The following is a 23,117-nucleotide window of genomic DNA, read 5'->3' on the forward strand; positions in this document are numbered from 1 at the left end:
AAACCGTTTTCAAATCATAGCAGAAAATCCGCGTTTGTCAACTGCTTTTTTTGAGCGGCGCTATACCGGCAAGCGCGGCATTAACGGGGTCTTAACATCAGATTAGCGAAAATTTAACAATCGTACACTTGCACAGAGAAAGCGCCCGCACATTTCTTCATAAGAAATACGTGCACAAATTATGTATTTTACGAGATATTAGCGCATATTATATCATTTTTACCGCATGAAATGTTATATTTTTCACACAAAGGAATGGCTGTTTACTATAAAGAAAATGTTAAAACAACAGAAAACTGTGCTAAAAATTTATAAATATTGCTAATTGCGGGGAGCGGCGGGATGGGCTATACTTCAAAGTAACCTGACGCGAAAGACTTTCGCGCAGGGAACCGCTCCGGTGTGGGAGCACCGGAACGGGAAGGCTAAGGGAAAGTATTTAGTAAGGAGAGAAAACAATGGAAGAAAGAAAAGGCTTTGGAACCAATTTTGGATTCCTGATGGCGTCTGTCGGTTCGGCAGTCGGCCTGGGCAACATCTGGGGCTTCCCCAATAAAATGGGCGCCTCCGGCGGTTTTACCTTCCTGGTCGTGTATCTGGTGCTGGCCGTTCTGTGCGGCTTTATCGTCATGGTGGGCGAGCTGGCGCTGGGCCGCAAGACCGGCAAGGGCGTGGTCAGCGCGTATCATGTGCTGAGCAAGCGCTTTAAGTGGCTGGGCTGGCTGGGCATCCTGTCCCCGTTCTTTATTCTGTTCTTCTACTGCGCACTGGGCGGCTACTGCATCAAGTACGTGGTGGTGAACGTGGGCGATCTGTTCGGCGCCAGCTTCGGCTCCGCCGCCTTTGCGGAGGTGGCTGCGGCCAACGGTACTTCGCTGGGCGCAGAGGTATTCAACGCTTTTATGGGCAATCCCACTGAGGCTATTATCTACGGTCTCATCTTTGTGGCGCTGACCATGCTCATCGTCATGGGCGGCGTCAGCGGCGGTATCGAGAAGGTTTGTTCCGTGGGCATGCCCGCGCTGTTCGTGATGCTGCTGATCTGCATTGTCCGCGCCTGCACCCTGCCCGGCGCGGTGAATGGCCTGAAGTACATGTTCGTTCCGGGCTGGGCTGTGGCCAACGGCATCATCGAAGAGGCCCCCAATTTCCTGACCGTGCTTTCCACCGCCGGCGGTCAGATGTTCTTCTCCCTGTCTCTGGGCATGGGCATTATGATCACCTACGGCTCCTATCTGGATAAGAAGGAGAACCTCCAGAAAAACGCCATTCTCATCATCGTCATGGATACGCTGGTGGCGCTGATGGCCGGCCTGTGCGTCATCCCCGGCCGTTTCGCCCTGGATCCCACCGGCACGCTGGGCGGCCCCAAGCTGCTGTTTGTCACCATGCAGAACGTGTTCAGCCGTATGGGCGGTCTGGGCCCCATCTTCGGCATCCTGTTCTACCTGCTGGTGGTGTTCGCCGCGATCTCCTCGTCTATCTCCCTGCTGGAGGCCGTGGTGGCTCACTTTGTGGATAAGGCCCGCGATTCCGGCAAGGGCGACAAGCGCAAGAAGTACACCCTCATCGCGGCGGCGGCCGTGGGTGTGGGCTGTATCCTCATCTGCGCCGACAGTCTGGGCGGCGCCGACTTCACCCCGTGGAAGTTCCTGGGCCTGCCGGAGGCGGACATCCGGACATGGAACGACTGCTGGCTGGACTTCTTTGATATGCTGTCCGAGGGCATCATGATGCCGCTGGGCGCGCTGCTGATGTCGATCATGATCGGCTGGGAGCTGGGCCCCGACGTGGTCAAGGAGGAGTGCGAGCGCTCCGGCCATGCCATGAGCGGCTACGGCTTCTTCAAGGTCTGCATCAAGTTCATCACCCCGCTGTGCATGATCCTGGTGCTGTACGGCCAGATCAAGGAATTCTTCTTCTAAGCAAGCGTGTATGTTATCCATACTGGGACCGCCATCCCGGTATGCTCTCCAAATAACAGAAAGAGCAGCGCCCGCCATTCCGGCGGGCGCTGTTTGACTGCGGAGATCCGTGCGAGAGAATATCCCAGGCGGCAGTGCCGTCGGGGATATTCTCTCGCGCGGGGACGGAGAAAAAGCGAAAAGAGCAGGCCCAATAGCCGGTTCACGGCACTGAAGGGTGGAAAAGGCGCGCTCTGTACCGCCGCTGCGGCGCATGGGTGCGGTGCGGACAGGCGGCGGGGAGGGGGCGATATGCCTGTTTATTCTTTCACAGATGGTTTCGCCAGAGGAAAATAGCAGTATCGCGGTAAAAAAGTCAGGGAAAACCCGTGAAACCGTGCATTGAGGGGTGCTAAAAGGATGCTTTATCTTTATAAACTGCAAAAATAAATCTGTTCATAGAATGTTAAAAATGTACAATGGGACGAGAAAAATTCATCAATACTGCTAATTGCGGTTGCAATTTGAATCCTGTATACTTTTTGCATGGGACGTTGGCGGACTATCGTCAACGGCACATTGAGGGGCGTGGCGGCGCCTCAAGATGTTTCCTGTCAGTAGATGGGAGACAGAAAATTTGGGCACTCGGCAAAGGAGCGGGTGCAAATTTCTGTTATAAGGAGAGAAAACAATGGAAGAAAGAAAAGGCTTTGGGTCCAATTTTGGATTCCTGATGGCGTCTGTCGGTTCGGCAGTCGGCCTGGGCAACATCTGGGGCTTCCCCAATAAAATGGGCGCCTCCGGCGGTTTTACCTTCCTGGTCGTGTATCTGGTGCTGGCCGTTCTGTGCGGCTTTATCGTCATGGTGGGCGAGCTGGCGCTGGGCCGCAAGACCGGCAAGGGCGTGGTCAGCGCGTATCATGTGCTGAGCAAGCGCTTTAAGTGGCTGGGCTGGCTGGGCATCCTGTCCCCGTTCTTTATTCTGTTCTTCTACTGCGCACTGGGCGGCTACTGCATCAAGTACGTGGTGGTGAACGTGGGCGATCTGTTCGGCGCCAGCTTCGGCTCCGCCGCCTTTGCGGAGGTGGCTGCGGCCAACGGTACTTCGCTGGGCGCAGAGGTATTCAACGCTTTTATGGGCAATCCCACTGAGGCTATTATCTACGGTCTCATCTTTGTGGCGCTGACCATGCTCATCGTCATGGGCGGCGTCAGCGGCGGTATCGAGAAGGTTTGTTCCGTGGGCATGCCCGCGCTGTTCGTGATGCTGCTGATCTGCATTGTCCGCGCCTGCACCCTGCCCGGCGCGGTGAATGGCCTGAAGTACATGTTCGTTCCGGGCTGGGCTGTGGCCAACGGCATCATCGAAGAGGCCCCCAATTTCCTGACCGTGCTTTCCACCGCCGGCGGTCAGATGTTCTTCTCCCTGTCTCTGGGCATGGGCATTATGATCACCTACGGCTCCTATCTGGATAAGAAGGAGAACCTCCAGAAAAACGCCATTCTCATCATCGTCATGGATACGCTGGTGGCGCTGATGGCCGGCCTGTGCGTCATCCCCGGCCGTTTCGCCCTGGATCCCACCGGCACGCTGGGCGGCCCCAAGCTGCTGTTTGTCACCATGCAGAACGTGTTCAGCCGTATGGGCGGTCTGGGCCCCATCTTCGGCATCCTGTTCTACCTGCTGGTGGTGTTCGCCGCGATCTCCTCGTCTATCTCCCTGCTGGAGGCCGTGGTGGCTCACTTTGTGGATAAGGCCCGCGATTCCGGCAAGGGCGACAAGCGCAAGAAGTACACCCTCATCGCGGCGGCGGCCGTGGGTGTGGGCTGTATCCTCATCTGCGCCGACAGTCTGGGCGGCGCCGACTTCACCCCGTGGAAGTTCCTGGGCCTGCCGGAGGCGGACATCCGGACATGGAACGACTGCTGGCTGGACTTCTTTGATATGCTGTCCGAGGGCATCATGATGCCGCTGGGCGCGCTGCTGATGTCGATCATGATCGGCTGGGAGCTGGGCCCCGACGTGGTCAAGGAGGAGTGCGAGCAGTCCGGCCATCCCATGAGCGGCTATGGCTTCTTCAAGGTCTGCATCAAGTTCATCACCCCGCTGTGCATGATCCTGGTGCTGTACGGCCAGATCAAGGAATTCTTCTTCTAAAAGCACATGAAAAGGACGCCGGAGCGCAGCTCCGGCGTCCTTTTTTGCGTCTATTTCGGAAAGTCAGCGCAGCAGCTCCACCGCGCCGGACAGGTTGTCGATGTCCACACGCTCCACGCTGGGGGCGAACTCGCCGTCCAGCGACCAGGGAATGTGGGCCTGGGTGGTGAGGGTCACGTGCTGCACGTGGCGGAAGATGACGCCCGGGTACTCATACTGCATCCGCGTCATGGCGGTGATGAGATTTTGCAGGTCCAGGGCCGTTTTGGGCATCCGCAGCAGCAGCAGCTCGAACAGACCGTCGTCCATCTTGACGCGGCTGGGGTCCAACTTCACCAGTCCGCCCAGGGAAGTGCTGTTGCACACCGCGCCGAAGATGAAGTCACCCTCAAACGTCTCGCCGTCCGCCTCAATGCGGCAGTTGTAGGGCCGCAGGGAGTCCAGATCCCCCAGCCCCTCCAGTATGTACGCGAAGTGACCCAGGGCGTTTTTTGCCGCCTGGGACGCGGAGTAGGAGGAGCGGGTGAAGGCGCCAAAGGATGCCACATAGGCGAAATAACGGTCGTTGTGCCGCCCGATGTCCAAGGCGTGGGGCTGGCCGCTGGCGATGGCCTGGGCGGCGTGGCGGGGATCGGAGGACAGGTGCAGGCTGGCAGCAAAATCGTTGGTGCTGCCGTTGGGCAGGTAGCCCAGCAGCGGGCGGCGCTCCAGCTCCATCAGACCGGAGATGGTCTCATTCAGGGTGCCGTCGCCGCCGGCGCAGACTACCACATCGTACTGCGGACCCCATTTGGCCGCGTAGGTCCGGGCTTCGCCGCCGGCCTCCGTCAGAAAGACCCGCACCAGATAGCCAGCGCGGGAAAAGGCGGCCACCGCATCGAACAGGGGGGCGTTGGATTTCGTTTTGCCCGCCTTTGGATTGACAATGAACAGGAGCTTCTTCATGGCTCTCCTCCTATATGCCGGTAAGTGCAGTGTGTCTCTCCATTATGCCACAACGCGACGGGAAATGCAACAGTCAGACGCACAGGAGTGACGGCGTTGTCCGTGCGCAGCGCACAGCCCTCCCTCAGCGGCGGCAAGGGCAGAAAACCCTTGCAAATCGGGGTCTGGTCGGCTATGATAGGGGGAGCAAGCCCGGAAAAGGAGTGGTGTGCATGAAGAACCGGACACAATATCTGAAGTGGGGGCTGACGGCGTTTCTGACCGTCTGCGCCGTGCTGGTTTTTTACGACACATTTTATATGGGCGGTACACTGCAGCAGTTCGTGAGCAAGCTGGCCTCCGTGCTGGCGCCGGTGGTATACGGCGCGGTCATCGCATACCTGCTGACGCCGGTGATGAACTGGATCGAGAGGGTACTCCACGCTGCGTGGCAGAGGGTTTTTCCCAAAAAGCACCCGAAGAACGCCGCTGGCATCCTGCGGTTTTTCAGCATTCTGCTGGCGGAGACGGTGGCTATCCTGCTGATCTACCTGCTGATGAGCGTGCTGATCCCCCAGCTCATCGACAGCGTGACCATGCTCATCAACAACGCTGAGTCGTATTATTACAAGGTATATAACTGGGCTGACAGTCTGCTGGACAGCGAGAACGAGGTGGCGGTGTGGATCGCCGACTTTGTCACAAAGTATTACAGTGATGGCGTGACCCTGCTGAAGGAGCACATCCTGCCCTGGGCGCAGACAACGCTGGGGACCCTGACAGGCGGCATCTGGAGCGGTATCCGCGGCGTCATCAACCTGGCCACCGACCTGATCGTGGGCATCATCGTATCCATCTACCTCATGACCATGAAGGAAAAGAGCCTCGCCCGCTGCTGCAAGGCGGTGTTCGCCATCTTCGACGAGCGGAAGGCCCGTGCCGTCATCCGCGGTACCCGCCAGGTGGATCGCATCTTCTCCGGCTTCGTGCGGGGCAAGCTGCTGGACTCCCTCATCATCGGCGCGCTGTGCTTCCTCGGAGGCAGCATCCTGAAGCTGCCCTATACCCCGCTGGTCAGCGTGGTGGTGGGTGTTACCAACATCATCCCGTTTTTCGGACCGTTCCTGGGCGCCATCCCATCGGCCTTCCTGATCCTGCTGGTCAGTCCCAAGCAGTGTCTCATCTTCATCATCTTTATCTTGGTGCTTCAGCAGTTTGACGGGAATATCCTGGGCCCCAAGATCCTGGGCGACGCCACCGGCATCTCCAGCTTCTGGGTCATCGTGGCCATTCTGGTGGGCGGCGGCTTCGGCGGTGTGCTGGGTATGTTCCTGGGCGTACCCATCTTCGCCTGCGTGCAGGAGCTGGTGAAGTACCTGCTGGACCGGCGGCTGCGCCGGCGCAATATGCCCACGGAGGCTTACGCCTATGTGGAGCGGGCCCGCGAAACGGCGTCGGAGCCGGCATCCGCGCCCCAGAACGATACATCGGAGGAACACCATGACTGAGGAGCTCAAGAAGAAGCTGCTGGATTTCAGCAACAGCCGCGAGCCGTTTCTGACGCATAACCATATGTACACCGCCGACATTGGCGACGGCAGCGCCGCCGTGGTGCTGCCCATGTGCCGCGACAGCCTGAACCGCTGGGGAGGGGCTCACGGCGGTATCCTGTTCGCCCTGTGCGACGTGGCCATGGGCATGGCCATCATGAGCCTGCGGCAGGAGGTGATAGTGACGGTAAACGCTACCATCGACTATCTGTCCGCTGCGGCGGCGGACAGCACCCTTACCGCTGTGGGGAAGGTGGACCGTCTGGGCGGCAAGCTGGCCTTCTGCTCGGCGGAGGTCACGGACGAGAACGGCAAGGTCATCGTGCAGTCCCACTGCGTCATGAGCTTCACCGGCCGTCCGCTGCCACTGTGAGGACGTATCTGCGGCAGCGCCGCCAACGGCTATGGTGGCTGACGGCGCTGGCTCTGTTTTTCGCCGCCTATTTCGCCCTGCGCACTGACCGCACCGCCATGAACCGGCTGTGCGGCAGCGTCATTTTCCCCGCCATGCGGCAGGTGGCCCGCCTGTGCGACGGGTTCGACGGCTCCGTGGGCGAGGTGCTGATATTGACGGCGATCTGGGCGGGCATCATCTGGCTGGCCTGCACGGTGCGGCGGCTTATCGCGGGGCCGCGGCGGCGCGCGGTGCTGGCGGATTTCGTGCTGACCGCCGCCTGCCTGATGTTGACGGTGTACGGCGGCTTCTGCCTCCTGTGGGGCACGGCGTACAGCACCGACAGCTTTCAGGACAGGAGCGGCATCGTGGCCCAGCCCGTGTCAGTGGAGGAGCTGGAGCAGGTGACGCGGTACTTCGCATCAGAGCTTACCGCGGCGGCGGACGGCGTGCCGCGGGACGACAGCGGCGTCTGCGCCGCCGACCGAAAGACCATTCTGGCCGCGGCGGGCGACGCCTACGACGGGGTGTACGACGAGTTCCCGTTCCTGCGGGTGGAGACCGGCGGCGTCAAGCCCTTCGCCTGCTCCAACGCCCTCAGCGTGCTGCGGTTCACCGGCTTCTATTTCCCCTTTACCGGCGAGGCCAATGTGAACATGGACAGTCCTGTGGCGTGGCTGCCGTCCACGGTGTGCCACGAGATGGCCCACCAGCGGGGCGTTATCTCTGAGCAGGAGTGCAATTTCATCGGCATCCTGGCGGCCACGAGATGCGCCGATCCGGTGTACCGCTACTCCGGCTGGCTGGAGGGATACGTCTATCTCTCCAATGCCCTGTATCGCGCGGACCCCGACCGGAGCCGCGCCGTCCGCGAGACCCTGCCGGAGACGGTGATCGCAGACCTGCGGGCGGACAACACCTACTGGGCGGCGTTCCGGGGACCGGTGTCCCAGGCGTCGGAGAGCGTGTACGACGCGTTCCTCAAGACCAACGGCGACGCCAGCGGCATCCGCAGCTACGGCATGGTGACGGATCTGCTGGTGACGTATTTCGCCGATGCCGCGGCATAAAAAAGCAGCCCCGAAGCACCGCTTCGGGGCTGCTTTTTTTATGCTTTTTACAGGCCCAGACCGGGGATGTTCAGGCCGCCGGTGAGGGCGTTCATGGAGGAGCTCATGGCCTCCTCCGCCTGACGCAGGGCCTCGTTGACGGCGGAAATGACCAGATCCTGCAGCATCTCCACATCCTCGGGGTCCACCACGTCGGGCTTGATGGTCAGAGCGGTGAGCTCCTTCTTGCCGGAGACTGCGGCAGTCACGGCGCCGCCGCCTACGGAGGCGGTAAAGGAGCTGTTCTCCACCTCCTCCTGGGCTTTGCTCATCTCCTGCTGCATCTTCATCAGCTTCTGCTGCATCTGCGCCTGCTGCTGCATCATGCCGGCACCGCCGGAAAAGCCCTTGCGGGCGCTATAACCCTTTGCCATGTCGTTATTCTCCTTTGTATCATCAGTTTATTTGATCTTGAAGTTGTCCAGCTGCCGCCCGTTCTGAGCCAGCTCGTCCAGCCGGTCGCCGCCGGTAGAGGCGGGAGGCTCCCATGGCGGGGGATCGTTGGAGGGCGGCACAGGGGCCGCTGCCTGCGGCGCGGGCTGCGGGGCCTGCCGCGATGGCGGGGGAGGGGGTACGCTGCGTCCGGATGCGGGAGGGGCCTTGCCCACCGCCAGCATCACGCGGATATCGCGGCCCAGCTCGGCGGCGGTAACGTCCCGCAGGACGGTGAGGATCTCCGGCTTGTCCAGCTGCTTCTGGGTGAAGTCGTCGCGGCACAGTACGGTGAGGCAGTCGCCGTCCAGCACGCCGGAGGCCATGCTCAGCATGACCCGCGCATTCACCGGCAGACGGCCCTTGTACTGATCCAGCAGACGCCGCCACACGCTGTCGTCTCCCGCTGTCGCAGGGGCGGCGGGCACAGGCGGATCATTCCGGTGACCGGGACGTACCGGAGGCTCCTCCGGCAGGCCGAAGTCCCGCACCGCCTGCTCCGGCAGGGGCGGTTCCTCCGGCAGTGGCGGTTCCTCCGGCAGAGGCGGTTCTTCCGGCAGGGGCGGCTGCCCCATCACCGGCGGCTGACAGGCCGGACGCGGCGCAGGAGCCGGACGTACCGGCGCTTCCTGCCGCGGGGAGGGGCGCTGGGGGGCGATGACGCCCTGCTGCACCGCCTGCTCCAGACAGGCCAGCCGCCGGTCGAAGGCGGTGAGGTCGCCGGACAGGCTCTCGTCGCACAGACGCAGCAGGCACAGCTCCGCCGCCGTGCGGGGGCGGATGCTGTCCGCCAGGGCGGCGCAGCAGCTTTGCAGCGTGTCTGCCATGTACAAAAACCGGCTCATGGGCAGGTCGCGGCCCAGCTCGGTCAGGGTCTTGCGGTCGTAGACACCGGACAGCAGCGCCGCACCGCCCTCCGGCGCGGCCTTCAGCACCGTCATATCACGGGAGAGGTCACTCAGCTCACCCAGCAGAGCGGCCACATCCTTGCCGCTGCGATACAGCTGGTCAAACAGGGCCAGTGCATCGGCGGCGTTCCGGGCCAGCAGGCAGCGCATCAATTGCAGCGTCTGGGTGCTGCCCGCCAGACCCAGCGTGTCCAGCACGGTGCGGCTGTCAATGTCGCCGTCCGCCGCACGGCACTGGTCCAGCAGGCTCAGGGCGTCGCGGAGAGCGCCGTTGGCCATGCGGGCCAGGATCTCCGCGCCGTCGGATGTCAGGGCAATGTCCTCCGCCGCCGCGATCTTCAAAAGCTGCTGCTCCGCGTCACGAGGCAGGATGCGCTTGAAGGAGAACCGCTGGCAGCGGGACAGGATGGTGGCGGGGACCTTGTGCAGCTCCGTGGTGGCCAGAATGAACAGCAGGTGCTCCGGCGGTTCCTCCATGATCTTCAGCAGGGCATTGAAGGCGTCCCGCGAGAGCATGTGGACCTCGTCGATGATGTACACCCGTTTTTTCAGCACGGAGGGGGGATACACCGCCTCCTCCCGCAGGGTGCGGGCGTCGTTGACGCTGCCGTTGGAGGCGGCGTCCAGCTCCGTCACATCCAGCAGGGTGCCTGCATCGATGCCGCGGCAGCTGTCGCACCGGCAGCAGGGTGCGCCGTCCACGGGGTGCTGGCAGTTCACCGCCTTGGCCAGGATGCGGGCGCAGGTGGTCTTGCCGGTGCCGCGGGTGCCGGTAAACAGGTAGGCGTGGCCCACGCGGCCCTCCGCCACCTGACGCTGGAGGGTGTCGGTGATATGGGACTGGCCCACCACCTCGGAAAAGGTTCTGGGACGGTATTTACGGTACAGCGCCTGGTACACGGGCACACCTCCTGTCATAACAAAAATAGAACGTCCTCCGCCCATAGCCGCGAAGCCGGCTTCCCCGCGGCACATGGATGATCCCTCTTAATGCTGCTCGGTTCCCCGCCTGACATGATTCGTGGGTATCCATTGCGCGAGACCGGCCCCGCAGCTATCGGCGGAGGACAAGTTCACCCGCTTATTTTACTACAAAAGTTGCCGCTTGGCAACTGTTTTTTGTCGAGGCGCTATCCAAGCAGCGTCACCGCGCCGTGGATGAGCATGCACAGCGCCATACCCATGGCTGTGGGCAGCGCCGCCGCCAGCGCCGTCCAGCGGGCGCTGCCCGTCTCGCGGAGGATGGTGAGGCACGTGGTACCGCAGGGGAAGTGCAGCAGGCACAGCACCAGCATACACAATGCCGTCTCCGCCGTCCAGCCGTGGGCGGTGAGAACGGGGCCCAGCTCCGTCAGCCCCGCCGCCGTCAGGCTTCCTGACCGCAGATAGCCCATCAGCAGCACCGGCAGCACGATCTCATTGGCAGGAAAGCCCAGCAGAAACGCCAGCAGCACCATGCCGTCCAGCCCCATCAGCCGTCCGGGGCCGTCCAGCGCGCCGGCCAGCGCCGTCAGCAGCGTGCCGCTGCCCGCCGGCACGCGGCCCAGCACCCAGATCACCAGTCCCGCAGGGGCTGCTACCGTCACGGCGCGGCCCAGTACGAACAGCGTCCGGTCCAGCAGCGACCGCACCAGCACCTGTCCCACCTGGGGCACGCGGTAGGGCGGCAGCTCCAGCGAGAAGGCGGACAGCTGGCCCCGCAGCACGGTGGCCGTCAGCAGGCGGGAGGCCAGCAGCGACATGGCCACGGCGAACAGCAGGCACCCCAGCAGCATGGCGGCGGCCGACAGAGAGCGTCCCACCCCGGCCGCGCCGCCCGGAAAGAACAGACTGATGAGGACGATCAGCGTGGGGAACCGGCCATTGCAGGGGATGAAGGCGTTGGTGAGGATGGCTACCAGCCGTTCCCGCGGACTGTCGATGATGCGGCAGCCCGTGACGCCGCAGGCGTTGCACCCCAGCCCCATGCACATGGTGAGGCTCTGACGGCCGCTGCCGCCGGCGGCGCGGAAGCACCGGTCCATGAGAAAGGCCACCCGCGGCAGATACCCCGCGTCCTCCAGCAGGGTGAACAGCGGGAAGAAGATGGCCATGGGCGGCAGCATCACCGCCACCACCCACGCCGCCGTGCGGTATACCCCGTCCACCAGCGATTCCCGCAGCCACCATGGCGCGCCGCCCAGCAGGGCTCGCAGCGGCTCCTGCGCCGACATGAGCCACCGGCTCAGCAGCTCCGAGGGCCGGTTGGCGCCCCAGATGGTGAGCCACAGCACCGCACCCAACAGCAGCAGCATCACCGGCACGCCGCCCCAGCCGGTGAGCACGCGGTCCAGCCGCCGGTCACGGGTGTGGACCTCCTCGGGGCGGCGGGAGAGACAGGCATCAGCGATGGCCAATGCCCGGTGGGCCACGGCGGCGCTGTCGTCCCCGTCCAGCGGCGGCCACGTGTCCTTCCACGGCTCCCGCCGCGCCATGTCCAGCACCGCCGTGCGCAGATCGTCCATCCCCTGTCCGCTCCGTGCCGTCGCCGTCACCACCGGTGCGTCCAGCCCGCGGGACAGGGCGTCCACGTCCACGGCGACGCCCTTGCGGCGGGCCTCGTCCATCAGATTCACGCACACTACCAGCCGCGGCGTGCGGCAGCGCAGCTGCACCGCCAGATGCAGATTTCGCCGGAGGCAGGTGGCGTCCGCCACCAGTACGGTGACATCGGCACCGCCGCCGCAGATGAAGTCCCGGGCGATCTGCTCCTCCGGCGAGTCTGCCCGCAGGGAGTAGGTCCCGGGCAGGTCGATGAGCCGGAAGGCCGCGCCCTGCCACGTGTAGGCGCCCTCCGCTACCGCCACCGTTTTCCCGGGCCAGTTGCCTGTGTGCTGGCGCATGCCCGTCAGGGTGTTGAACACCGTGGATTTTCCCACGTTGGGGTTGCCCGCCAGCGCCGCTGTGTACTGCTCCATTGACTGTCTCCTCCTTCTGCAGGCTGCTTCCGGCCATCCTATGCGGCGGCGGGGCGGCAGGTGCAGGACATGACGGCGGGGCACGCCATAGAAAACGCAGTCGCGCACCCGAGGGTGCGCGACTGCGTTTGCCGGTTTCCGGCAAACGCAGAAAAGTAAAACCGCCCGAAGGCGGTTTTACTTTCAGCCGCTGCGGCGGGAATTGAACGTGCAAGACACCCCGGATGGGTTTCTTGCACACATTCTTCCTTTCCGAAAATCGGGGATACTGCGGAACATGTCATAAAAAAGCAGCCGCGCACCCGAGGGTGCGCGACTGCTTTTTGGTAAAGGAGAGAGAATAACAATGTCACTTACTTGCTTTCTGATGCTATCATAACACGGCATTCCGGAAAGTCAACGGCTTTGTGAGAAGATTCACAAATTGTTCATAAGCTCCGCGCAAATACGCTCTTGACATTGGAAAAGCACCGTGCTATTATTTAGCACACTAATAATTAGTATGCGAAACAATTCGAAAGGAGGCACATTGTGGAACGCTGTATCACGGAACGGCCGGAGCATTTCGGCCCGCTGTTCGGCTACTGCGACCATCAGGTGCAGAAGCTGTTGGATCGGCGGCTGCGGCAATACGACGTATCGCCCATGCAGTGCCGGACGCTGACCTACCTCCACGAGGCGAAGGGCGAGGTCAACCAGAAGCAGCTGGAGCGGCACCTGATGGTGAAGCCCAGCACGGTCAACGGCATCGTGGACCGGCTGGAGGAGAAGGGCATGGTCACCCGCACCGCCAGCCGCACCGACGGGCGCTGCCGTATTCTGGCGCTGACGGCGCAGGGGAAGCAGTTTTATGACAGATTCATCGCCATCGTGCATGAGGTCAACGACCGACTGGAAAAGGGCTTTTCGCCGGAGGAGATCCGGCTGCTGACGTCACTTCTTCTGCGGGTGGCAAAAAATCTCTCGGAGGAGGACGAAGTATGCTGAAAAAGCTTGCCCCGTATACAAGGGGCTACCGGTGGTATATCCTGCTGGGCGTATTGTGCTCGGTGGGTGAGTCTGTGCTGGAGCTGGAGCTGCCCCGTGCCATGAGTGAGATCGTGGACGTGGGCATCGCCAACGGCGACCGCGGCTATATCCTGCTGACGGGCCTGAAAATGTTCCTGATGGCCATGGCGGCGCTGCTGTGCGGCGTGGGTGCGGCGGCGCTGGCCGCTAAAGCGGCCATGGGTTTCGGCGCCAACCTGCGCCAGGCGGAGTATGAGCAGGTGCAGCGCTTCTCCTTCGCCAACATCGAGCGCTTCTCCACCGCCAGCCTCATCACCCGCCTGACCAACGACGTGTCATCGGTGCAGATGACCATGTTCATGGGCATGCGCATGTGTGTGCGTGCGCCGGTGATGCTGGTGACGGCGCTGATAAAGACCATGCAGATCAGTCTGGACCTGAGCCGGGTGTTCCTGGTGGCAGTGCCGCTGCTGATCCTCGCGGTGGTCATCGTCATCCGCTACGTGGGGCCGTTTTTCACGGCGCTGCAGAACGCCACCGATGATCTGAATCTGGTGGTGCAGGAGAATCTGAACGCCGTCCGCGTGGTGAAATCCTTCGTCCGCGAGGAGCGGGAGGAGCAAAAATTCCAGAGCCGCAGCAATAAGCTCCGCGACACGGCGGAGAGGGCCTTTGGGTTCGTGGTGATGTTCATGCCCATCATGATCATGATCATGGGCGGCACCACGGTGGCGCTGATGTGGCTGGGCGGTCACGACGTGGCGGAGGGCACCCTGCTCTCCGGCGACCTGATGGCGTTCTTCACCTATTCCAGCGAGATCCTGATGTCCCTGATGATGGTGTCCATGGTGCTGATGTTCCTGACCCGTGCCATCGCCTGCGGCAGGCGCATCGTGGAGGTGCTGGACGAACAGCCCCAGATCACCGATGCCCAGGCCGATGCCGCATTGACTGTGGACAACGGCGATATCCGGTTCGATCACGTGTATTTCAAGTATCACCCCACGGCGGAGAGCTGGAACCTGACGGACATCGACCTGCACATCGAAAGCGGTATGACTGTGGGCATTCTGGGCGGCACCGGCAGCGCCAAGACCACGCTGGTCAGCATGATCCCCCGCCTGTACGAGGTGAATGAGGGCGCCGTCTCCGTGGGCGGCCGCAACGTAAAGGACTACACCATGGAGGCGCTGCGCGACGGCTGCGCCATGGTGCTGCAGAAGAACACCCTGTTCTCCGGTACCATTCGGGAGAACCTGCGCTGGGGCCGTGAGGACGCCACCGATCAGGAGATCGAGGAGGCCTGCCGCATGGCCTGCGCCGACGAATTCATTCAGCGGATGCCCGACGGCTACGACACCTATATCGAGCAGGGCGGCACCAACGTCTCCGGCGGCCAGAAGCAGCGCCTGTGCATCGCCCGGGCCATTCTGCGGCAGCCCAAGGTACTGATCCTGGACGACTCTACCAGCGCGGTGGACACCGCCACCGACGCCAAGATCCGCGGCGCTCTGAAAACGGCGCTGCCCGGCGCTACCAAGCTCATCATCGCCCAGCGCATCACCTCCGTCATGGACGCGGATATGATCCTGGTGCTGGACGACGGCCGCGTGGTGGGACAGGGCACCCATGAGCAGCTGATGGACAGCTGCGAGATCTACCGCGAGGTCTATGAATCCCAGCAGGAAGGGGTGAGCATCGATGGCTGAGACGAAACGCACAGGCGGAGGCCATGGCCGCAATCACGGCTATCAGCGGCCCAAGGACATGAAGGGCACCTTCAAAAAGCTCATGGGCTACGTGGGCAAGTATAAGGGGTCGCTGGTGCTGGTGGCGGTATGCCTTCTCATCAGCTCCGCCGCCGGCGTGGCCACCAGCTACCTGCTGAAGCCGCTGCTCAACGACTATATCATCCCCGGCGATTTCCCGGGACTTTTCAAAATGCTGCTGGTGATGGGCGGGATGTATCTCCTGAGCTCACTGTGCTCCTTTGCCTACGCCCGCATCATGGTCCACGTGGCACAGCACACGGTGGCCGCCCTGCGGCAGGACCTGTTCAACAGGCTGCAGCAGCTGCCCGTCAGCTACTATGACCGCCACCAGTCCGGCGACCTGATGAGCCGCTTCACCAACGACATCGACACCGTGTCGGAGATGCTGAACAGCAGCTTCGCCAGCATCATCTCCAACGTGCTGACCTTTGTGGGCACCGTGGTGATGATGATCGTGCTGAACCCGTGGCTGACGCTGATCACTTTCCTGTTCCTGGGCCTGATGGGGCTGGTGGTGAAGGTCATCGGCGGCCGCAGCCGTGCCAATTTCCAGCGGCAGCAGGCGGCGCTGGGCGCGCTGAACGGCTATATCGAGGAGATGATCGAAGGCCAGAAGGTCATCAAGGTATTCAACCACGAGGGCCAGGCCGTGGAGCGCTTTACCGCCCTCAACGGCGACTACCGCGACGCCGCCACCGCTGCCCAGGCCTATGCCGGCATGATGATGCCCGCCATGGGCAACCTCAGCAAGATCAACTACGCCGTCACCTGCTGCGTCGGCGGCCTGCTGGCCATCGGCGGCGTATTTGACATCGGCTCTCTGGGCGCGTACCTGCTGTACGTCAAGCAGGTGAGCCAGCCTGTGGGCCAGATCAGCCAGCAGATCAACACCCTGCTGGCCGCGGCGGCCGGCGCCGAGCGCATCTTCGCCGTCATGGACGAACAGCCCGAGACCGATGAGGGCAAGACCGTCATCGTCCGCGTGGAGAAAAACGGCGATACCCTGACGGAGACGAAGCGGCGCACCGGCCACTGGGCCTGGAAAAAGCCGGACGGCACGCTGGTGGAGCTGCGGGGCGACGTGCGCTTTGACCACGTGACCTTCTCCTACGACGGGGAAAAGACGGTGCTCAACGATGTGTCCCTGTTCGCCGAGCCCGGGCAGAAGATCGCCTTCGTGGGCTCTACCGGTGCGGGCAAGACCACCATCACCAATCTCATCAACCGCTTCTACGACGTGCAGCAGGGTATTATCACCTACGACGGCATCGACGTGAAGGACATCGCAAAGGACTCCCTGCGCCGTTCGCTGGGCATTGTGCTGCAGGATACCCATCTGTTCACCGGCACCGTGGCCGACAACATCCGCTACGGCAAGCTGGACGCCACGGATGAGGAGATCCGCGCCGCAGCGAAGCTGGCCAACGCCGACAGCTTCATCCGCCACCTGCCCCAGGGCTACGACACCGTCATCACCGGCGACGGCGGCAGCCTCAGTCAGGGCGAGCGCCAGCTGCTGAACATCGCACGGGCCGCCGTGTCCGACCCGCCGGTACTCATTCTGGATGAGGCCACCAGCTCCATCGACACCCGTACCGAGACCCTGATCGAGCGGGGCATGGACTCCCTGATGGAGGGACGCACGGTGTTCGTCATCGCCCACCGTCTGTCCACCGTCCGCAACAGCCAGGCCATTCTGGTGCTGGAGCAGGGACGCATCATCGAGCGCGGCAATCACGAGCAGCTGCTGGCGCAGCACGGCAAGTACTACCAGCTCTACACCGGGCAGGCAGAACTGAGTTGAATTAAATTATCCGAATACACCATACTAAGGAGGAATCACTCATGACCGAACAGGCGCTTTGCCAGAAGGCCATCGACATGCTGGATATGGCCTATGTCCCCTATTCCCATTTCCCCGTGGGCGCCGCCCTGCTGTGCAGGGACGGCACGGTGTTCACCGGCTGCAACATCGAAAACGCCGCCTACGGCGCCACCATCTGCGCCGAGCGCACCGCCATCTTCAAGGCTGTCAGCGAGGGGCACCGCGACTTTGACACTATCGTCATCGCCGGACGCAGCGACGACTACTGCGTACCCTGCGGCACCTGCCGCCAGGTGATGATGGAGTTCGCCCCCGATCTCACCGTCATCTGCCTGAATAAGAAGGGCGAGAGCAGGAAGTTCGCCCTGAAGGAGCTGCTGCCCTACGGGTTTGACCAAAGTTGGTTGTAACGCTTAACGGGCGAGGGATTTTTCGTTCAGACGAGGCGCGGGAGCGCAGGCAATACTTTGTGTATGGCAAGCGAGCGCAACGACGTATGGACGGAAAAGACCCGCCCGTCGGGAACAAATGAGAGCGCGGCTGCGTCCTATCCACAGCCGCGCTTCCTTTTCCCTGCGCGGAAACACTGAAAATTTGGAGGATATTTCCATGAAAAAGTTTGTATCCATGATGCTTTCTGCCCTGCTGGTGCTGAGTCTGGCCGCCTGCGGCAGCAAGGACAATACCAGCGGCGACAAGCCCGCAGCGCCCACCAGTGCCCTGAACATACTGGAGACGGTATGGAACACCTACGGTGAGGACGAGAAGTTTGCCGTTGCCGGCGGCGATTTCTCCGAGACCAACGCCCGCGAGGACGCTCCCGGCGTCTTCGACCTGAAGGATCGTGCGCTGGTGGACAGCGAGCTGGGTCTGCCGGAGACCGCTGCGGTGGATGAGGCCGCGTCCCTTGTCCACATGATGAACGCCAACACCTTCACCGCCGCCGCCTACCACGCCACCGGCGACACCGCTGAGCTGGCACAGCAGCTGCGTGACAACATCATGCAGCGCCAGTGGATGTGCGGCTTCCCCGACAAGCTGGTCGTGGCCGAGGTGGGCGAGTATGTGGTCACTGTCTTCGGCGCGGATGAGCTGGTGGACACCTTCATGACCCACCTGAACGGCATCTACGGCGTCAGCGCCACCTACGACGAGGACATTCTGTGACACGGAGGATGGTGCAGCGGGGCGCGTTCCTGCTGATGGCGGCGGCGCTGGTGCTGGGTGCGGCAAAGCTCCCCGCCCATACGCCGCAGCCCTCCGCGCCCGCCGACACGGTGTACGTCTATGAGGGCTACGCCGCCAAGACGGACGCTCCCTTCGATGCGGATTCGCTGGACCGCGCCGCCTATCGCTTCCGGCACCTGTACGACCTGTACTTCACCGGACGCACCGTCTATCTGGCGGTGGTGCCGGACAAGGCGCAGTTCACCGTGCCGCCGGAGGGCTACGTCCCCGCTGGCGCGGCGGAGACGGCGGACTACCTCTGCGGCGCGCTGGACTTTTTGACGCCGGTGGATATCGCCGCAGGTCTGACGCTGACGGACTACTACCGCACCGACCCCCATTGGCGGCAGGAGCAGCTGCGCCCCGCGGCGGATGCACTGCTGACCGCCATGGGTGCGCCGGCGCCCGGCACGCGGGACGAGACGCTGTGCGCGCTGGAGGGGGCGTTTCACGGCGGCTACTGGGGAAAGACCGAGGAGCCGCTGGAGCCGGACAGGCTGTCCTATCTGACCTCCCCCACGCTGGAGAGCTGCACCGTCCATAACTACGAGACGGACACCGACGGCGGCGTGTACGATTTTGCCGCCGCGCAGGACGCGCCCTACGACCTGTTCCTGTCCGGCAGCCGCTCCCTGCTGCGTATCGACAACCCCGACGCCCTGTCGGACAGGACGCTGGTGGTGTTCCGGGACTCCTTCGGCAGCAGCATCATCCCGCTGCTGGCGGAGAGCTATCGCACGGTGTACGCCGTGGATATCCGTTATTTGGCCTCCGACCGGCTGGGACGCGTTGTGGAGTTTCCCGACGATGCCGATGTGCTGTTTTTATACAGCGCCACCGTTCTCCACAACAGCATCACCCTGAAGTGACCGGCGGCATAGGCTGGGGCGTAAGGGGGATATGACACATGACGTATACGTTGGCGCAGCTGCCTCCTGGCGAAAGCGGCCGCGTAGCCGCGCTGGACTTCCCGCCCCGGAAGGCCCGCCGCATGGAGGATCTGGGCTTTCTCACCGGGCAGCAGGTCACCGCGCTGCACACCCCGCCCTTCGGCGGGATCACCGCCTATCAGGTGCTGGACACCGTGATCGCGCTGCGGGACACCGATGCCAGCCGCATCACGTTATACACGCTGCAAGACGAAAAAGATGACGTTCTGTGAGTACAGAACGTCATCTTTTTCTTTGATAATACGATTTGTTATCAGAAGGACACCATCTCGTTGGCGGGCTTGGTGGTGGCGGCGATGCTGCTGACGTACAGCACAGGGCCGTCGCCCTGATAGGCGTCGCACTTCTCCTTCTTCACGGTGGCGTGGATCTTCACCCACTCCTTGTCCTTGAAGTTCTCCAGCCCCTCGCCGCGGCATACCAGCGCCAGAAACTGCATGTCCTTGTCGCAGCAGACCATGGCGAACCGGCCCGGGCAGTGGACGCCCTTAAATTTCTTGGAGTGGCACATAATGGCCTTGAAGGACACCTCCACGCCCTCGTAGCGGTCGGGGTTGTCCATCATATCCACGTACCAGATGCCGTAGTCGTCGTCGGGCACCTCCAGCTTGCCGCCGGACAGGTCGAAGGGGGACATCTCCGGCGTCACATACTCCTCGCTGGTGCCGTCGGTGTTCTCCAGATAGATGTCGGCACGGCGGTTCACCATCCGCAGGTTGCGGCTGCGGAGCTGGGCGCGGAGCTGCTCATTGCAGCGGTTGAAAATCAGCAGGTCCGCGTTGGAGATCTTCTCCATCATCAGCTGGCCCATGTTCCGCACATACGGCTCAAAGGTGTTGGCGTCCACCAGGCACATGATCTGATACAGGATCCAGTTGGCGGGCAGACCCTCCCGATACAGGGGCTCGATGGCCCACATGCCGTTGTACTCGATGATGACCTGCTTGGGACGGTACTGCTTTTCCAGCTTCTTGAAAAGCTCCGGCGTCATCTGCTCCGGCTCGTCGATGGTGTAGGTGAACACGTTGCCCAGCACCTTGGGGTCGTAGGCCGTCTCGCCCTCCTCGCAGCACAGCAGCAGCGTCCGGTCCTCAGCGGCAAAGCCGTCCTGCAGGATGCCGTTGATGAAGCTGGTCTTGCCGGAATCCAGGAAACCGGCGATGAGATAAACAGGAATATCCATACGGTGTACCTCGCGTAAATTACAGGCCGAACAGCTCAGCCAGCTTGTCCTCCTTCAGCTGGGAGCCGATGACGCACAGACGGCCGGTGTAGTCGGCGGCGCCGAAGCGTACCTGATGCTCCTCCGGCACGAAGTCGAAGTGCAGCCACTTTCCGTCCTCGCTGTGGACGATGCCCTTGGCGCGGAGGATCGCGCCGTAGTCGCCGCTGTCCAGCGCGGTGAGGATGGTCTCCAGCTCGCTCTCGGTGAATACCTTCACCGTCTCCACGCCCCAGCTGGTGAACACCTCGTCGGCGTGATGGTGGTGATGGTGGCAGCCGCAGTGGGGATCGTCGCACTCCTCGCCGTCGTGGTGGTGATGGTGATGCTCATGCTCGTCGTGATCCTCGTGGTCATGCTCGTGATGGTGGCAATGCTCGTCCTCGTCATGGTCATGATGGCAGTGGTCATGCTCCTCGTGGTCATGGTGGCAGCAGTGCTCGTGATCATCGTCCTCGTCGTGGTCATGATGGTGGTGGTGCTCCGCCTCGTCCGCCGCGTGCTCAGCCTGCATGCGCTCCAGCAGCTCATCGGCCAGGGACACCTTCTCGACGGCGCTGAGGATGGTCTTGCCGTCCAGCTCGTCCCAGGGGGTGGTGAGGATGGCGGCGTTGGGATTCTTTTCCCGCAGCAGGGCCACGGCGGCTTCCAGCTTCTCCTGGGTCAGCTTCTGGGTGCGGGAGAGGATGATGGTGCCGGCGGACTCGATCTGGTTGTTGTAGAACTCGCCGAAGTTCTTCATATAGACCTTCACCTTGGTGGCGTCGGCCACGGTGACGAAGCTGTTGAGCTTCATGTCCGGCACGTCCTTGACAGTGTTCTCCACCGCCACGATCACGTCACTGAGCTTGCCCACGCCGGACGGCTCGATAAGAATGCGGTCGGGGGCGAACTGCTGATGTACATCCTTCAGCGCCTTGTTGAAGTCGCCTACCAGAGAGCAGCAGATACAGCCGGAGGACATCTCGCTGATCTGGACGCCGGACTCCTTCAGGAAGCCGCCGTCGATGCTGATCTCGCCGAACTCGTTTTCGATGAGCACCAGCTTCTCACCCTGAAACGCCTCTGCCAGCAGCTTCTTGATGAGCGTGGTCTTGCCGGCGCCCAGAAAGCCGGATACGATGTCAATTTTTGTCATAGTAAACCCTTCTTTTCTCTGCCGCCCGCGGCGGCACATATTCTTTCCCCCATATCATAGCCCATTTTTTCAAAAATGCAAGTGGGCACAGGGCGAAAAATGTGTTTTCCCTGCGCCCATCTGCATTTTTTGCGGAAACTGCCGCTGTTTTTGCGAAAAATGTTACCAGCTGGTGTTTTCGCCGTCGTTGAGGAAGCCGTCGCTGTCGTGGACATAGCCGTTTTCCAGCATCTGGCGGAAGGTGGCGGTGCGCTCCGCGCCGCGGCGCAGGACGCCGCGGTCCATACGTCCCTCCGCCTGCGTGCCGGGCAGCGTATCCTCCCCATTTCGCCGGTTTTCTCCGGCGCCGGGCTGGGTGGGCGTGTCGGTGCCGTTCTGCCAGCTGCCGCCGCTGCCGTTATCCTGTGGGGCGTTCTGGCTCTGGTTGGTATCGGGGCGGTTGGGACTGCCGCCGTTGTTCCGGTCATCGTCCTTGCCGCAGGCCGTCAGTGCCAGCACCATGGCCAGCACCAGAAAAATCGCAGAAAGCTGCTTCATGATGAAGAAATTCTCCTTTCCTGGTTGTGCGCGCTGCGCCGCAGTTAGTATCTGCCTGCGGCGGCCATCGTAGCCGTGCGGATCTCTGGCGTATCATGCAATTTCTGGCTTTTGAGGAAACAACGTTGCGTTTTGCGGCGGAATACGTTATAATTATTATTCAAACATATGCCGGTGTGTTCCTGCCCCTGAGACGGCGGGAAATACAAAACGTATTTTACCGCGCAGAATCAACTGCGCGTATACTGGGAGGTCAGACCATGCAAAATCTGGAAAAGCAATATCACATCCACTGTGTGGAGGGCGACGTGGGCCGCTATGTGATCCTGCCCGGCGATCCGGGCCGCTGCGAGAAGATCGCCGCACTGTTCGACGACGCCCGTTTCGTGGCGCAGAACCGGGAGTACACCGTCTATACCGGCACGCTGCTGGGGGAGAAGGTGTCCGTCTGTTCCACCGGCATCGGCGGGCCTTCCGCCTCCATCGCCATGGAGGAGCTGCACAACATCGGCGCGGACACGTTTCTGCGGGTGGGCACCTGCGGCGGCATCGACCTGGACGTGCGCTCCGGCGACGTGGTGGTGGCCACCGGCGCGATCCGCTTTGAACACACCAGCCGGGAGTATGCGCCCATCGAGTATCCGGCGGTGGCCAACTTTGAGGTGACTACCGCGCTGGTGCAGGCTGCCAGAGCGCTGGGCAAGCGGACGCAGGTGGGCGTGGTGCAGTGCAAGGACGCGTTCTACGGCCAGCACAGCCCCTCACGGATGCCGGTGTCCTATGAGCTGCTGAACAAGTGGGAGGCGTGGAAGCGGCTGGGCGTCAAGGCCAGCGAGATGGAGTCCGCCGCACTGTTCGTGGTGGCGGATGCGCTGAAGTGCCGCTGCGGCAGCTGCTTCCATGTGGTGTGGAACCAGGAGCGGGAGGCCGCCGGTCTGGACCAGGAGATGAGCGAGGACACCACTGCCGCCGTGGAGGTGGGTGTGGAGGCCCTGAAGCTGCTGATCCAGGCGGATCGCGCAGGGTAAGCGGCAAAGCATTGCATAATTGCATAAAAACACCGCATCCCATGGGGATGCGGTGTTTTTATGCACGGTTTATG

The 23,117-nt window shown here is 62.3% G+C and carries 20 protein-coding genes and 1 other RNA gene; 13 read left to right on the plus strand and 8 right to left on the minus strand.

Annotation, left to right across the window (positions count from 1 at the left end):
• The first annotated feature begins 458 nt into the window (after positions 1 to 458).
• Both ACZM22_RS01240 and ACZM22_RS01245 read left to right on the plus strand, forming a co-directional pair.
• Complete coding sequence (locus tag ACZM22_RS01240; RefSeq protein WP_489542836.1) at positions 459 to 1,925, plus strand: sodium-dependent transporter; 1,467 nt, start codon at positions 459 to 461, stop codon at positions 1,923 to 1,925.
• Between the two features lie 670 nt (positions 1,926 to 2,595).
• Positions 2,596 to 4,062, plus strand: a complete 1,467-nt coding sequence (locus ACZM22_RS01245; protein WP_489542837.1) for a sodium-dependent transporter — start codon at positions 2,596 to 2,598, stop codon at positions 4,060 to 4,062.
• 63 nt (positions 4,063 to 4,125) lie between these two features.
• Here ACZM22_RS01245 and ACZM22_RS01250 read toward each other — a convergent pair whose 3' ends face one another.
• Complete coding sequence (locus ACZM22_RS01250) at positions 4,126 to 5,007, minus strand: diacylglycerol/lipid kinase family protein (protein WP_484424460.1); 882 nt, start codon at positions 5,005 to 5,007, stop codon at positions 4,126 to 4,128.
• Between the two features lie 212 nt (positions 5,008 to 5,219).
• Here ACZM22_RS01250 and ACZM22_RS01255 point away from each other — a divergent pair, with 212 nt between their 5' ends.
• From ACZM22_RS01255 to ACZM22_RS01265, 3 genes are read left to right on the plus strand one after another with little or no spacing between them, the layout of a single operon-like run.
• Positions 5,220 to 6,494, plus strand: a complete 1,275-nt coding sequence (locus ACZM22_RS01255) for an AI-2E family transporter (protein WP_484424461.1) — start codon at positions 5,220 to 5,222, stop codon at positions 6,492 to 6,494.
• Positions 6,487 to 6,909, plus strand: coding sequence for a PaaI family thioesterase (locus ACZM22_RS01260; protein ID WP_483267239.1), 423 nt, complete (start codon positions 6,487 to 6,489; stop codon positions 6,907 to 6,909). Before ACZM22_RS01255 ends, ACZM22_RS01260 begins: the two co-directional genes overlap by 8 nt.
• Positions 6,906 to 8,000 (plus strand): DUF3810 domain-containing protein, encoded by a 1,095-nt coding sequence (locus tag ACZM22_RS01265; RefSeq protein WP_489542838.1) that lies wholly within the window; start codon positions 6,906 to 6,908, stop codon positions 7,998 to 8,000. Before ACZM22_RS01260 ends, ACZM22_RS01265 begins: the two co-directional genes overlap by 4 nt.
• A gap of 47 nt (positions 8,001 to 8,047) precedes the next feature.
• Here the strand turns inward: ACZM22_RS01265 and ACZM22_RS01270 are convergent, their stop codons facing one another.
• The 4 genes from ACZM22_RS01270 to feoB form a co-directional block, all read right to left on the minus strand.
• Positions 8,048 to 8,413 (minus strand): YbaB/EbfC family nucleoid-associated protein, encoded by a 366-nt coding sequence (locus ACZM22_RS01270; protein ID WP_484424463.1) that lies wholly within the window; start codon positions 8,411 to 8,413, stop codon positions 8,048 to 8,050.
• A 27-nt stretch (positions 8,414 to 8,440) separates the two neighbouring features.
• Complete coding sequence (gene dnaX, locus ACZM22_RS01275) at positions 8,441 to 10,279, minus strand: DNA polymerase III subunit gamma/tau (RefSeq protein ID WP_489542839.1); 1,839 nt, start codon at positions 10,277 to 10,279, stop codon at positions 8,441 to 8,443.
• A gap of 49 nt (positions 10,280 to 10,328) precedes the next feature.
• Positions 10,329 to 10,428: signal recognition particle sRNA small type (ffs, locus tag ACZM22_RS01280), an RNA gene on the minus strand.
• An 81-nt stretch (positions 10,429 to 10,509) separates the two neighbouring features.
• The gene (gene feoB, locus ACZM22_RS01285) at positions 10,510 to 12,336 is read right to left on the minus strand and encodes a ferrous iron transporter B (protein WP_489542840.1); all 1,827 of its coding nucleotides are present in this window, start codon (positions 12,334 to 12,336) and stop codon (positions 10,510 to 10,512) included.
• 531 nt (positions 12,337 to 12,867) lie between these two features.
• Between feoB and ACZM22_RS01290 the strand changes: the two genes are divergently transcribed.
• The 7 genes from ACZM22_RS01290 (at position 12,868) to ACZM22_RS01320 (ending at position 19,330) form a co-directional block, all read left to right on the plus strand.
• Positions 12,868 to 13,323, plus strand: coding sequence for a MarR family winged helix-turn-helix transcriptional regulator (locus tag ACZM22_RS01290; protein WP_483267234.1), 456 nt, complete (start codon positions 12,868 to 12,870; stop codon positions 13,321 to 13,323).
• Complete coding sequence (locus tag ACZM22_RS01295) at positions 13,317 to 15,053, plus strand: ABC transporter ATP-binding protein (protein WP_489542841.1); 1,737 nt, start codon at positions 13,317 to 13,319, stop codon at positions 15,051 to 15,053. The genes ACZM22_RS01290 and ACZM22_RS01295 overlap by 7 nt, the downstream gene beginning before the upstream one ends.
• The gene (locus ACZM22_RS01300) at positions 15,046 to 16,920 is read left to right on the plus strand and encodes an ABC transporter ATP-binding protein (protein ID WP_489542842.1); all 1,875 of its coding nucleotides are present in this window, start codon (positions 15,046 to 15,048) and stop codon (positions 16,918 to 16,920) included. The genes ACZM22_RS01295 and ACZM22_RS01300 overlap by 8 nt, the downstream gene beginning before the upstream one ends.
• A 41-nt stretch (positions 16,921 to 16,961) precedes the next feature.
• The gene (cdd, locus tag ACZM22_RS01305) at positions 16,962 to 17,351 is read left to right on the plus strand and encodes a cytidine deaminase (protein WP_483267231.1); all 390 of its coding nucleotides are present in this window, start codon (positions 16,962 to 16,964) and stop codon (positions 17,349 to 17,351) included.
• Positions 17,352 to 17,550: 199 nt separating this feature from the next.
• On the plus strand, positions 17,551 to 18,108 hold the full coding sequence (locus tag ACZM22_RS01310) for a hypothetical protein (RefSeq protein WP_489542843.1): 558 nt from the start codon (positions 17,551 to 17,553) through the stop codon (positions 18,106 to 18,108).
• Positions 18,105 to 19,037 carry a DHHW family protein gene (locus ACZM22_RS01315; protein ID WP_489542844.1) on the plus strand — a complete coding sequence of 311 codons (933 nt, stop codon included), beginning with the start codon at positions 18,105 to 18,107 and terminating at the stop codon, positions 19,035 to 19,037. Before ACZM22_RS01310 ends, ACZM22_RS01315 begins: the two co-directional genes overlap by 4 nt.
• A gap of 38 nt (positions 19,038 to 19,075) precedes the next feature.
• Complete coding sequence (locus ACZM22_RS01320; protein WP_489542845.1) at positions 19,076 to 19,330, plus strand: FeoA family protein; 255 nt, start codon at positions 19,076 to 19,078, stop codon at positions 19,328 to 19,330.
• A 41-nt stretch (positions 19,331 to 19,371) separates the two neighbouring features.
• Here ACZM22_RS01320 and ACZM22_RS01325 read toward each other — a convergent pair whose 3' ends face one another.
• The 3 genes from ACZM22_RS01325 to ACZM22_RS01335 form a co-directional block, all read right to left on the minus strand.
• Positions 19,372 to 20,301, minus strand: a complete 930-nt coding sequence (locus ACZM22_RS01325; protein WP_489542846.1) for a TIGR03943 family putative permease subunit — start codon at positions 20,299 to 20,301, stop codon at positions 19,372 to 19,374.
• 19 nt (positions 20,302 to 20,320) lie between these two features.
• The gene (locus ACZM22_RS01330; RefSeq protein ID WP_489542847.1) at positions 20,321 to 21,478 is read right to left on the minus strand and encodes a CobW family GTP-binding protein; all 1,158 of its coding nucleotides are present in this window, start codon (positions 21,476 to 21,478) and stop codon (positions 20,321 to 20,323) included.
• A gap of 162 nt (positions 21,479 to 21,640) precedes the next feature.
• Positions 21,641 to 22,015, minus strand: a complete 375-nt coding sequence (locus tag ACZM22_RS01335; protein WP_483267225.1) for a hypothetical protein — start codon at positions 22,013 to 22,015, stop codon at positions 21,641 to 21,643.
• A gap of 260 nt (positions 22,016 to 22,275) precedes the next feature.
• On the opposite strand from ACZM22_RS01335, the gene udp reads away from it, so the two are divergent.
• Positions 22,276 to 23,043 carry a uridine phosphorylase gene (udp, locus tag ACZM22_RS01340; RefSeq protein ID WP_483267224.1) on the plus strand — a complete coding sequence of 256 codons (768 nt, stop codon included), beginning with the start codon at positions 22,276 to 22,278 and terminating at the stop codon, positions 23,041 to 23,043.
• The last annotated feature ends 74 nt before the right edge of the window (positions 23,044 to 23,117 follow it).

The sequence above is a fragment of the Vescimonas sp. genome, assembly GCF_057856985.1.